Source organism: Megasphaera intestinihominis, from assembly GCF_040096415.1.
Taxonomy (GTDB): Bacteria; Bacillota; Negativicutes; order Veillonellales; family Megasphaeraceae; genus Megasphaera; species Megasphaera intestinihominis.
Map to the genome: position 1 here is coordinate 1 of NZ_JBBMEU010000078.1, position 9491 is coordinate 9491.

At 52.6% G+C, this 9491-nt stretch carries 7 protein-coding genes and 2 tRNA genes; all 9 read left to right on the forward strand.

Translation table 11 applies throughout. The features are described from left to right. Positions 1-152: 152 nt before the first annotated feature. The 9 genes from WMO23_RS10050 (at position 153) to guaA (ending at position 8082) form a co-directional block, all read left to right on the forward strand. Positions 153-1349 carry an MFS transporter gene (locus tag WMO23_RS10050; protein WP_020309909.1) on the forward strand — a complete coding sequence of 399 codons (1197 nt, stop codon included), beginning with the start codon at positions 153-155 and terminating at the stop codon, positions 1347-1349. 74 nt (positions 1350-1423) lie between these two features. Further along, positions 1424-1499, forward strand: a tRNA-Asn gene (locus tag WMO23_RS10055). Position 1500: 1 nt separating this feature from the next. Beyond that, positions 1501-1576, forward strand: a tRNA-Glu gene (locus tag WMO23_RS10060). A gap of 378 nt (positions 1577-1954) precedes the next feature. Next, positions 1955-3175: a threonine ammonia-lyase gene (ilvA, locus tag WMO23_RS10065; RefSeq protein WP_036200670.1), complete on the forward strand. Its 1221-nt coding sequence runs from the start codon at positions 1955-1957 to the stop codon at positions 3173-3175. 13 nt (positions 3176-3188) lie between these two features. Next, positions 3189-4556: an amino acid permease gene (locus WMO23_RS10070; RefSeq protein ID WP_349173961.1), complete on the forward strand. Its 1368-nt coding sequence runs from the start codon at positions 3189-3191 to the stop codon at positions 4554-4556. A 146-nt stretch (positions 4557-4702) separates the two neighbouring features. Further along, positions 4703-5089, forward strand: coding sequence for a RidA family protein (locus WMO23_RS10075; RefSeq protein WP_020309912.1), 387 nt, complete (start codon positions 4703-4705; stop codon positions 5087-5089). Between the two features lie 344 nt (positions 5090-5433). Further along, positions 5434-5904, forward strand: coding sequence for a CBS domain-containing protein (locus WMO23_RS10080; protein WP_020309913.1), 471 nt, complete (start codon positions 5434-5436; stop codon positions 5902-5904). Positions 5905-5923: 19 nt separating this feature from the next. Beyond that, positions 5924-6442, forward strand: coding sequence for a CBS domain-containing protein (locus WMO23_RS10085; protein WP_349173964.1), 519 nt, complete (start codon positions 5924-5926; stop codon positions 6440-6442). 104 nt (positions 6443-6546) lie between these two features. After that, positions 6547-8082: a glutamine-hydrolyzing GMP synthase gene (gene guaA / locus WMO23_RS10090; protein WP_349173965.1), complete on the forward strand. Its 1536-nt coding sequence runs from the start codon at positions 6547-6549 to the stop codon at positions 8080-8082. The last annotated feature ends 1409 nt before the right edge of the window (positions 8083-9491 follow it).

Here is a 9491-nt window from a genome sequence, read left to right on the forward strand (position 1 = left end):
AGAACGACCATAAAGCTATGATGTTTTTGCATACATAAAAAGAGCCTGTGCACGATTACGTGCGACAGGCCCTTTTTTTTGCCCTCTTGACTTTTTCCCGGGGACAGCGTACGATGGAATCGTTCTAAATCTATGCAAAGGAAGAATGAATCATGTTTCGCGCTATTCCTCTGAAATATGTATTGCCCCTCCTGGGCCTGACTGTGTCGGCGTTCATCTTCAATACGTCGGAATTCATGCCTATCGGCCTGCTCATGGACATTTCTCAGTCCTTCGCGATGACCGAGTCCCAGACGGGCATTATGATCACTGTCTACGCCTGGGTCGTGGCCCTGCTGTCCCTGCCGCTCATGCTCCTCGTCTGCCAGATGGAGATGCGGCGCCTCCTGCTGGGGACGATGGGGCTCTTTGTCCTGGGACAGCTGGCATCGGGGCTGGCCCTGAATTTTCCCATGCTCATGGCAGCCCGCATCGGCGTCGCCTGCGCCCATTCTATTTTCTGGTCCATTGCGGCCCCGATGGCGACGCGCCTGGTCACGCGGACTCATCGGCCCCTGGCCTTGAGCATGATCGTCACTGGCTCGGCTGTCGCCATGATCTTCGGCCTGCCCCTGGGACGGGTCATCGGCCTCTATGCCGGCTGGCGCATGACTTTTCTGGTCATTACGGTAACGGCCTTAGCCGTGCTCATCTATTTGGCCTTTGTCTTTCCCAAGCTGGCCAGCGACGCCTCTTTTTCCCGCGACGAATTGCCCAAGCTGCTCAAGAATCCCGTCGTCATCAGCGTCTATATCCTGTCCGTCCTGTTCGCGACGGCCTATTTTACAGCGTACAGCTATATCGAGCCCTTTCTCAAGACCGTTGCTGCCTTTAGCGACCAGGGCATCACGTCGACGCTCATGCTCCTTGGCGTCAGCGGCCTCCTGGGGAGTTTCGTCTTTTCCCGGTTTTACAATCATTTCCGCTATGGCGTCATCCGGGCTGGTCTGTTGGGCCTGGTCATCCCGTTCCTCCTGTGGCAGGCCGCTGCGGGCAGGGCAGGGACGATGGTCGCCGCCTGCCTGGTCGTCGGCTGTGCGTCGACGCTGTTCAACGTCACCTTCCAGGCCGAACTCATCCGCCACGTCCCGATGGGGGCAGCCCCGGTGGCCATGTCCATCTTTTCAGGCATCTTCAACGTCGGTATCGGCGGCGGGACCTGGATTGGCGGGCAGGTCACGGCCCATGGCCTGCTACCGTATATCGGCTATGCCGGCGCAGCCATCGGCTTAGTCGCTGCCGTGTATTGCTTTACGGCCTATTTCCATTTCCTGGGCAGGGCCGGAGAAAGTCATCAAAAAAATTCGTAAAAAAGACTTGCATTTTTCTATCTCTTCAAGTATAATATTAATTGTTCCGATTCGGAACGAGCTTGAAGTGATATTCCTCAATAGCTCAGTTGGTAGAGCAATCGGCTGTTAACCGATTTGTCGTAGGTTCGAGTCCTACTTGAGGAGCCATGGCCCCTTGGTCAAGCGGTCTAAGACATCGCCCTTTCACGGCGAGAACATGGGTTCAAATCCCGTAGGGGTCACCATATGAAAAGGTCCTGTCGCATATGCGACAGGACCTTTTGTTGTTCGTTGTTCGTGGCTAGTGATTAGCAAAGTGCTTACGAGTTACTAACGGCTGACGGCTGACTGCTAACTGCTGACTGCTTACGGTTGACTGCTGATTACGAGTCACGAAGAAACTGCCATAAAGGAAGCTTCTTCCTTTCGCATCGTTCGATGTCGGCTTATGCAAAATAAGCAATGATGATTTCTGGTTCAGTAAACATGAGTCTCTTTATAATGGACAAATACGCGAATACTCTATTGACAATGGACAGATAAAGGCGTATAGTAAAGGCATAAGCAAACCGTATTTATTCTAACTAACGAAGGAGGGACGCTGCTATTTAGCAGCACATACCATGAGTGAAGAAAAAGTAACCTTACAAATGATCAAAGATGCTCAGGAACGCTTGAAGGGCGTCGCCCAGAAGACAGGCTTGTCGTACAGCAATTCCGTCAGCGATCTGGCTGGCTGCGAAGTCTATTTGAAGCTGGAAAACCTCCAGCGGACAGGCTCCTTTAAACTGCGCGGTGCCTATAACAAAGTCGCATCCCTGACACCGGAAGAACGGGAAAAAGGCGTCATCGCCGCTTCGGCCGGCAACCATGCCCAGGGCGTTGCCCTGGCAGCCAGCGAATACAGCTGCCAGTCCGTCATCTGCATGCCGAAACACGCTCCCTTGAGCAAGATTACGGCAACCCGCGGCTACGGTGCCAACGTCGTCCTCTACGGGGACTTCTTTGACGAAGCCGCTGCCAAAGCCGTTGAATTGACGACGGAACACGGCTACACCTTCGTTCATCCCTTCAATGACCCGCAAGTCATCGCCGGCCAGGGGACGATTGCCCTGGAAATCATCGAACAGCTGCCTGAAGTCGACGCCATCGTTGCACCGATTGGCGGCGGCGGCCTCATTTCCGGCCTGGCCGTAGCAGCCAAGAGCGTCAATCCGAAGATTAAAGTCATCGGCGTCCAGACGGAAAACATGCCGTCCATGAAGGAATCCGTCGAAAAGGGGCAGGTCATCACCTACAACGGCAAGGCTACCCTGGCCGATGGCATCGCCGTCAAGACACCGGGCGACCTGACTTTTGATATCTGCAAGAAATACGTCGATGAAATCGTTACTGTCGATGAATCGGAAATCGCCAGCGCCATCCTGCTCCTCCTCGAACGGGGCAAGACCGTTGCCGAAGGGGCTGGTGCCGTACCGGTAGCAGCCCTCATGAGCGGCAAGATTTCCGGCATCCGCAACAAGAAAGTCGCAGCCCTCGTCAGCGGCGGCAACATCGACGTCAATAATATGACCCGCGTCATCAACCAGGGCCTGATCAAGTCCCAGCGCAAGATTTTCTTCCAGACCGTTATCCCCGACGTACCGGGCGAACTGGTCAAGCTCCTGACCCTTATTGCCGGCACCAATGCCAACGTCCTTTCCATCACCCATGAACGCAGCCAGCACGGCATCGACATGGGCATGACCGCCGTTTCACTGGAACTGGAAACGGCCAACGAAAAGCACGTTGAAAAATTGATGACCATGCTCAAAGACCATCATTATTTTGTTACCTTGAAGTAGTGGAGGTCTGATCATGGAACAGCAGAAAATGGAACGCGGCCTGAAGCCGCGTCACGTAGAGATGATCGCTCTTGGGGGGACGATTGGTGTCGGCTTGTTCATGGGGTCGGCCAACACCATTCAGATGGCGGGACCGTCGGTATTGCTCTGTTATGCCGTAACGGGCGTCGTCATGTTTTTCATCATGCGCATCATGGGGGAAATGCTTTATCAGGAACCGGTTACGGGCTCCTTTGCCACGTATGGGCATAAGTATATCAGTCCTTTCGTCGGCTACCTCACTGCCTGCTCCTATTGGTTCTTGTGGGTCGTCGTCGGTCTGTCGGAAATCACAGCCGTCGGCATCTATGTCCACTACTGGTTCCCATTGCTGCCGCAATGGATATCGGCCCTGGCCGGCATGGCCATCGTCGCTGCGGCGAATATGGCGGCCGTTAAATATTACGGCGAATTTGAATTCTGGTTCGCCCTGATCAAAGTCGTCACCATCATCGTCATGCTCATCGTCGGTGCGGCGGTCATCCTCTTTGGCTTCGGCAACGGCGGCGTCCCCGTCGGCATCAGCAACCTCTGGGTCAACGGCGGCTTCATGCCTAACGGCTGGGGCGGTATGCTGGCGGCCATGTGCGTCGTCGCCGCGTCCTTCCAGGGCGTCGAACTCATCGGCATCACGGCCGGCGAAGCCCAGGACCCGAAACATACTTTGAAGAAGGCCGTCAACAATATCGTCTGGCGTATCCTCATCTTCTACATCGGCTCGATTTTCATCATCCTCTGTATCTATCCCTGGAATGAAGTCAGCTATATCGGCAGTCCCTTCGTCATGACCTTTGCCAAAGTCGGCATCTCGGCAGCGGCAGGCATCATCAACTTCGTCGTCCTCACGGCGGCCCTGTCCGGCTGTAACAGCGGCATGTACAGCTCAGGCCGTATGCTCTATACGCTGGCCCAGAACGGCCAGGCGCCGAAGATTTTCGCCAAATTGTCACCGACCGGCGTGCCGCGCAACAGTATTGCCGTCACCATCGTTGTCCTGGCTATCGGCGTCATCCTCAACTATCTCATTCCGGACTCCAAATTGTTCCTCTATTTATACAGTGCCTCCGTTTTTCCGGGCATGGTCGCCTGGTTCGTCCTGGCCTATGCCCAGAAAAATTTCCGCAAAGCCTGGGGACCGGAAGTCATGGCGAAACATCCTTTCAAATCGCCGCTCTATCCTTATTCCAATTACTTCTGCATCATCTTCCTGATTCTCGTCACTATTGGCATGATCTACAATCCTGATACGCGCATGTCCATCTTCTCGTCGTGGGTCTACATCGCCGCCGTCGTCATCGCCTGGTTCGCCTGTGGCCTGAACAAGAAACAGTACGATAAATAAGGGCACCTCATCGAAGGGGCTGGAGGAGATGCGGCGACGGTCGCCAAAACTGAATCGGAATCGTGATTATCTGTCGCAGGTCTATGGCTTTCCCTGGGCCTGCGATGTATAATACAGTTAGATTAAAATTAAGGAGATGCATACTCATGGCAGTTAATGTTATCAGCACGACTAAAGCTCCGGGCGCAGTAGGCCCGTATTCCCAGGCTATTAAAGCCGGCGATTTCCTCTTCGCATCCGGTCAGATTGCCATCAACCCGGAAAAAGGCAAGATCGTTTCCGGCGGTGTCGTCGAACAGGCTGAACAGTGCATGAAGAACGTCGGCGCTATCCTCGAAGAAGCCGGCCTCTCTTACGATGATGTCGTCAAGACGACGGTTTACCTGACGGACATCAACTTCTTCGGCGCCGTCAACGAAGTCTATGGCAAATACTTCCAGAAGAACCTGCCGGCCCGTTCGTGCGTCGAAATCAGCCGCCTCCCGAAAGACGTCTTCGTAGAAGTCGAAGTCATCGCCTATTGCGGGAAATAAGCTGGATTTATAGTGGCTCGTGATTCGTGGCTCGTTATTCGTAGGGCGGCCCGCTGTGCCTTAAATTTAAAACCATCCGCTAACCACTAACAACTAAAAGGGACTGTCGCATGAAGGCTTCTGCTATCATGCAAAATCCTTTAGACTTAAAATTTTTTCGTTCGTAGTTCATCATTCATCGTGATAGGTTGATATTTTTCATCCCGTACGACAAACGATGAACGACCTACGACCAACGTAAAAAAAGCGCTGTCTTCATGCGACAGCGCTTTTTTTACCTCCCAAGCAGGAAATCGGGGGTCTCATGTCTAATACTTATAATATAAGGAAAAGGAGTGATAACTATGTTTAAACGTACGGCATCGGATATTATGGAAAAGAATTTCGTTACGGCAACGCCGGAAACGTCGGCCTTCGATTTGGTCAACATGTTCGTCAAGAACCACATTACGGCCATTCCCATCATCAATGAAAAAGATGAGCTCGCCGGCATCGTCACCGATGCGGATTTGCTCTACAAGAAGGTCAAACCTCATGTCCCTCACTATGTCAATCTTTTGGGAGCCAGCATTTATTATAACGGCATCAGCGAATACGACAAGGGGTTCAAGAAACTCATGGCCTGCACGGCGAAAGATATGATGACCAAAGACGTCATCATTGCCGCACCGGATGCGGAAGTCGAACAGATCGCCGGCGTCATGGTGGCCGAACATCTGAAGGTCATTCCTATTGTTAAAGAAAAGCACATCGTCGGCATCGTCACCCGCGGCAACATCCTCGATGAATTGTACCGTGAATACGGCGACGACTAGGGGAAAGGGGGAATAGACAATGGCTGAAAACATCAATAAAGGTCCGGGACCGGGCGAAGACAAGGACGCGGAACGCCCTGTCGTCCGCGTCAAAGATGTCATGGAAAAGGTTTTCGTCTCGGTGACACCGGATATTCCCATCCGCGACGTCTTCCGCATCTTCATCAAGCATCGCCTGCTGGCTGTGCCCGTCGTCGATGAAGAAGACCACCTCATCGGCCTCATTTCCAGCGCCGACCTCATGTACCGCAGTTCGAAGCCACACATTCCGCGCCTGCCCTTCATCGGCACCAAAATTTATACCAGCCGCGTCGGCAAATACGCCAAGGAATTCAAGAACCTCCTGGATCAGCCCTGCGAAAAATTGATGACCAAGAACGTCATGATCGCGACGCCCAAGGCCGATGTCGAACAGGTCGCAGCCGTCATGATCCTGGAACACTTGAAGGTTCTTCCTGTCGTGGACAACAAGCGCGTCGTCGGCATGATCACCCGGGCCTGCATCCTCAAAGATTTGTACCGGGAATGGAAGTATTAGACCTTTGTGACTAGTCACTCTCTGCCTCGTGTGCTATAATATTATAATCGAATGATTTAGGCAGCGGCCGCTGCCGCAGAAAGTATTTCACGAGGAGGCACTTAATGGATACCAAAGAACTCGTCATCGTTGTCGATTTTGGTGGTCAGTATAACCAGCTCATTGCACGGCGCGTCCGTGAAAACCACGTATACTGTGAAGTATACCCGTATCACAAAGCAGTTGCAAAGATTAAAGAACTTCAGCCCCAGGGCATCATCTTTACCGGTGGTCCTGGCAGCGTCTATGAAGATAATGCGCCGAAGATCGAAGAAGAAGTCTTCCATCTCGGCATCCCCGTCCTCGGCCTCTGCTATGGCATGCAGTTCATGGCCCAGACCTTAGGCGGCGAAGTCAAACACGCCGACATGCGCGAATTCGGCAAGACCGAAATCGATGTCAATACGGCTTCGCCTTTGTTCAAAGGCCTGCAGGAAAAAGAAATCGTCTGGATGAGCCATCAGGACTACGTCGCTTCCATCCCGGAAGGCTTTGAAATCGTAGCCCACACGGCCAACTGCCCGGTCGCTGCCATGCAGAACCCGGCTAAGAAGCTCTATGCCATGCAGTACCATCCGGAAGTGCTCCATACGGAACACGGCAAGGAAATGCTCCATAACTTCCTCTTTGAAGTCTGCGGCTGCACCGGTTCGTGGACTATGGCCAACTATGCCAAGACGGCTATTGCCAATATCAAAGAAACCGTCGGCGACGGCAAAGTCGTCCTGGCCCTTTCCGGCGGCGTCGACAGCTCTGTCGCAGCAGCCCTCATCTCCAAAGCCGTCGGCAGCCAGCTGACCTGTATCTTCGTCGACCACGGCCTGCTCCGCAAGAACGAAGGCGACGAAGTCGAAGCGGCCTTCAAGGACAGCGGCATGAACTTCATCCGCGTCGATGCGTCGGAACGCTTCCTGAAGAAACTCGAAGGCGTCAGCGACCCTGAACGGAAACGGAAAATCATCGGCGAAGAATTCATCCGCGTCTTTGAAGATGAAGGCCGTAAAATCGGTTCCGTCGATTTCCTGGCCCAGGGGACCATTTATCCCGACGTCATTGAATCCGGTGCCGGCGATGCAGCCGTCATCAAGAGCCATCACAACGTAGGCGGACTTCCGGCTGTCGTCGATTTCAAAGGCCTCATCGAACCGCTCCGCAACCTCTTCAAAGACGAAGTCCGCGAACTCGGTGCCGAACTGGGCTTGCCAGAATACCTCGTATGGCGCCAGCCTTTCCCGGGACCGGGCCTGGCTATCCGCGTCATGGGTGAAATCACCAAAGAAAAACTGGCCATCCTCCGCGATGCCGATGCCATCTTCCGCGAAGAAATCGCCAATGCCGGCATGCAGCGCGATATCAACCAGTACTTCGCCGTCCTGACCAATAACCACTCTGTCGGCGTCATGGGCGACTTCCGTACCTATGACTACACCTTGGCCCTGCGCGGCGTCACCACGACCGACTTCATGACGGCTGACTGGGCGCGTATCCCATACGACGTCCTCGATAAAATTTCCAGCCGCATCGTAAACGAAGTAGACCACATCAACCGCATCGTGTACGACATCACCAGTAAACCACCCGCAACGATTGAATGGGAATAGTTGCAAATTGCCTCACAAATCGCTTAACCAAGCCGTTTGTGAGGCTTTCTTTTTTTTTCAAAAGTTCCAAAAGTGTACCAGAAAAATTTAAAAAACCTTTTTTAGGGCCTATTTTTGCCAAATTTCTCGAACAAAAAATGTGCATTTTTATACGTATAAAACAAAAGCGGTTACAAAAGCCGAGTAGATTTGCAATGTAAAAATATACACGGCCAACGGCCTTGTGCGTAGGAGCCGACCCGGACAGGGCGGCCTGCTGCGATATTTAACAACACCTTGTTCTGACATTATGGAGAGCCTTTACGAATCACGAACACCGAGCTGCGTGTTTTTCCTCGGTTTCATATGCGGCTTCGCCGCGAGATACTCAAATCGTATTACGAACATGTGCCACTCGTCATAAATTACGGCTACGTACAGGATTCACGCGGGCTCGCCACGTGTGAGCCCCTACGATGCGGCTTCGCCGCGACGAACTTATGATTGTATTACGACCATGTGCCATTCGTTATAAATTCCGGCTATGCACAAAATTCACGCGGCCTTTTTGGCCCGTCAGGCGCCGACCATAAGAAGGCGCAGGACGGTTGCCAAAACGGACAGCTGTGGCTGCCCGCCTTTATCAGGACGGCCCCTACAGAATCGCAGCTAGGCGATAAATGGAAACAACGTTCACCGGACATAAAATATACACGGCCAACGGCCTTGTGCGTAGGGGCCGACCCGGACAGGGCGGCCCACTGTGAGATTTTACCGTAGCCTGTTCTGATATAATGGCAGGTCTTTATGAATTTGAAATGGACAAAGCAAACAGGCGCTGTCTTCGCGTGACAGCGCCTGTTATACTAGATTTTTGATGATTGAATTTTTCAAGTAGACGGCAATGTCTGCCTGTGATATACTGAATCCGAGGTTTTGCCTAAAACGGTAGGCGGTTGGTCCCTTGCTTTTCCCGGAGGGACTTTGTGTGCCCCTCCAATCCAACTGGAAAGGAGGGGAGGACAATGACTTTAACGGTGGATCTGTTTATCAGTATACTATCTTTCGGTATGGCCGCATTTGCAATTGGTTATGCCCTAGGTCAGAGTTCAAATAAAACACAAAAATAGCCGCCAGAGACCCCCATCTTAAGCGACTATTTTTGTTGACTTATCGGGGCCAACCGTCTATCGGCAGGACCTCTTTTCATGTCTATTATAACGTCATTTATTTATCTTCGTCAAGCGGATACTATGTGATGGATTTAGGCAGTTAGCCTTTACTGTACAGTTGTGGAGTCGGACTCATATGCGGCTTAGCCGCGAGATACTCAAATCGTATTACGAACATGTACCATTCGTCATAAATTCCGGCTATGCACAAAATTCACGCGGCCTTTTTGGCCCGTCAGGCGCCGACCATAAGAAGGC

Excerpts from the sequence above, each read along its gene's own strand:
- WMO23_RS10050 (WP_020309909.1), top strand. The coding sequence starts at position 153 with ATGTTTCGCGCTATTCCTCTGAAATATGTATTGCCCCTCCTGGGCCTG.
- ilvA (WP_036200670.1), top strand. The coding sequence starts at position 1,955 with ATGAGTGAAGAAAAAGTAACCTTACAAATGATCAAAGATGCTCAGGAA.
- WMO23_RS10070 (WP_349173961.1), top strand. The coding sequence starts at position 3,189 with ATGGAACAGCAGAAAATGGAACGCGGCCTGAAGCCGCGTCACGTAGAG.
- WMO23_RS10075 (WP_020309912.1), top strand. The coding sequence starts at position 4,703 with ATGGCAGTTAATGTTATCAGCACGACTAAAGCTCCGGGCGCAGTAGGC.
- WMO23_RS10080 (WP_020309913.1), top strand. The coding sequence starts at position 5,434 with ATGTTTAAACGTACGGCATCGGATATTATGGAAAAGAATTTCGTTACG.
- WMO23_RS10085 (WP_349173964.1), top strand. The coding sequence starts at position 5,924 with ATGGCTGAAAACATCAATAAAGGTCCGGGACCGGGCGAAGACAAGGAC.
- guaA (WP_349173965.1), top strand. The coding sequence starts at position 6,547 with ATGGATACCAAAGAACTCGTCATCGTTGTCGATTTTGGTGGTCAGTAT.